14 tRNA genes and 1 rRNA gene are annotated in these 1,750 nt (G+C 47.3%); all 15 read right to left on the reverse strand.

The features are described from left to right. Positions 1 to 185: 185 nt before the first annotated feature. The 15 genes from ACOI1D_RS21460 to rrf all read right to left on the reverse strand — a co-directional run bounded on the left by ACOI1D_RS21460 (position 186) and on the right by rrf (position 1,641). A tRNA-Leu gene (locus tag ACOI1D_RS21460) sits at positions 186 to 268 on the reverse strand. A 21-nt stretch (positions 269 to 289) separates the two neighbouring features. Continuing rightward, positions 290 to 363 (reverse strand) — tRNA-Cys (locus tag ACOI1D_RS21465). Positions 364 to 376: 13 nt separating this feature from the next. Continuing rightward, a tRNA-Gly gene (locus tag ACOI1D_RS21470) sits at positions 377 to 451 on the reverse strand. A gap of 4 nt (positions 452 to 455) precedes the next feature. Next, a tRNA-Gln gene (locus ACOI1D_RS21475) sits at positions 456 to 530 on the reverse strand. A 36-nt stretch (positions 531 to 566) separates the two neighbouring features. After that, a tRNA-His gene (locus tag ACOI1D_RS21480) sits at positions 567 to 642 on the reverse strand. Between the two features lie 14 nt (positions 643 to 656). Beyond that, positions 657 to 730: transfer RNA gene (locus tag ACOI1D_RS21485), tRNA-Trp, on the reverse strand. 18 nt (positions 731 to 748) lie between these two features. Beyond that, positions 749 to 833, reverse strand: a tRNA-Tyr gene (locus ACOI1D_RS21490). 30 nt (positions 834 to 863) lie between these two features. After that, positions 864 to 939 (reverse strand) — tRNA-Phe (locus ACOI1D_RS21495). A 31-nt stretch (positions 940 to 970) separates the two neighbouring features. Beyond that, positions 971 to 1,047 (reverse strand) — tRNA-Asp (locus ACOI1D_RS21500). Between the two features lie 28 nt (positions 1,048 to 1,075). Beyond that, positions 1,076 to 1,152 (reverse strand) — tRNA-Met (locus tag ACOI1D_RS21505). A 22-nt stretch (positions 1,153 to 1,174) separates the two neighbouring features. Further along, positions 1,175 to 1,250, reverse strand: a tRNA-Val gene (locus ACOI1D_RS21510). A gap of 7 nt (positions 1,251 to 1,257) precedes the next feature. Beyond that, positions 1,258 to 1,332 (reverse strand) — tRNA-Glu (locus ACOI1D_RS21515). Positions 1,333 to 1,348: 16 nt separating this feature from the next. Continuing rightward, positions 1,349 to 1,440, reverse strand: a tRNA-Ser gene (locus tag ACOI1D_RS21520). A gap of 1 nt (position 1,441) precedes the next feature. Next, a tRNA-Asn gene (locus tag ACOI1D_RS21525) sits at positions 1,442 to 1,516 on the reverse strand. Positions 1,517 to 1,525: 9 nt separating this feature from the next. Next, positions 1,526 to 1,641, reverse strand: a 5S ribosomal RNA gene (rrf, locus tag ACOI1D_RS21530). Positions 1,642 to 1,750 lie beyond the last annotated feature (109 nt).

The raw sequence follows: 1,750 nt of genomic DNA on the forward strand, positions 1-1,750 counted from the left end.
ATTATATAGTAGTTTTACTATTAGGTCAATTTACCTACAACCGAAGTTAAGAAAATTTGATATATTACCAAGCCCTATGGTGAAATCCTTACTTGAAAGTTGGTTATAATTGTTAAAAAAACGCAAAAAAAATACCTTTCTACTAATTGTAGAAAGGTACTTAAACTTTTATTCTTTTTTTATGATACCAGTAGCCGGGGTCGAACCGGCACTCCCAGAGGGAACATGATTTTGAGTCATGCGCGTCTGCCAATTCCGCCATACTGGCATATACTTTTATAGGAAATATTGGAGGCGGCAACCGGATTTGAACCGGTGATAAAGGTGTTGCAGACCTGTGCCTTACCACTTGGCTATGCCGCCATAATCGTAGTCATGGAGCGGAAGACGGGATTCGAACCCGCGACCCCCACCTTGGCAAGGTGATGTTCTACCACTGAACTACTTCCGCAAAATGGCTGGGCTACCAGGATTCGAACCTGGGGATGACAGGATCAAAACCTGCTGCCTTACCGCTTGGCTATAGCCCACTAATATTATCCAACTGTTTATTATATTGTAATTTATGGGGCGACCGGTGGGGCTCGAACCCACGCATGCCGGAACCACAATCCGGTGCGTTAACCACTTCGCCACGATCGCCATAAATAGAAATATGGCAGGGGTAGCAGGACTCGAACCCACATTGACGGTTTTGGAGACCGTAGTTCTACCGTTGAACTATACCCCTACGCTACTATTAAGTTAATGGTGGAGGGGGGCAGATTCGAACTGCCGAACCCTGAGGGAGCGGATTTACAGTCCGCCGCGTTTAGCCACTTCGCTACCCCTCCACATATAAAATAAATCTCTAAATGCAAAAATGGTGGCTCAGGACGGAATCGAACCGCCGACACAAGGATTTTCAGTCCTTTGCTCTACCGACTGAGCTACTGAGCCTTTATTTATTAAAGCAGTCTATCAAATATAATGGCGGTCCGGACGGGACTCGAACCCGCGACCTCCTGCGTGACAGGCAGGCATTCTAACCAACTGAACTACCGGACCACTATATTAAGACTTTGCTTTTAAAAATTGGTTGCGGGGGCAGGATTCGAACCTGCGACCTTTGGGTTATGAGCCCAACGAGCTACCGGACTGCTCCACCCCGCGGTAATAAATAGTATTAAATAAATGGTGGAGGATGCAGGGCTCGAACCTGCGACCCCCTGCTTGTAAGGCAGGTGCTCTCCCAGCTGAGCTAATCCTCCAAGTAAGTGGTGACCCGTACGGGATTCGAACCCGTGATACCGCCGTGAAAGGGCGGTGTCTTAACCACTTGACCAACGGGCCATAATTTTATGAATAGTGGCGGAGAGCGAGGGATTCGAACCCTCGAGACCACGTTAGCAGTCTACACGATTTCCAATCGTGCTCCTTCGGCCACTCGGACAGCTCTCCATGGCTCCACAGGTAGGACTCGAACCTACGACCGATCGGTTAACAGCCGATAGCTCTACCACTGAGCTACTGTGGAATGGAATTAGCCTGGCGGCGTCCTACTCTTGCAGGGACAAAGTCCCAACTACCATCGGCGCTGGAGAGCTTAACTACTGTGTTCGGTATGGGAACAGGTGTGACTTCTCCGCTATAACTACCAGACCTTACTGAAAATTAAAGACAAGATTTATTATAGCTATTCTTGCGATAAAATGCAAGCCTTTTTTTTACTTTATACCTTAAAAACTAAATAAGAGCTTGAATAGACAGC

Origin of the sequence: Virgibacillus sp. DJP39 (assembly GCF_049310925.1) — a bacterium.
Taxonomy (GTDB): domain Bacteria; phylum Bacillota; class Bacilli; order Bacillales; family Amphibacillaceae; genus Virgibacillus_F.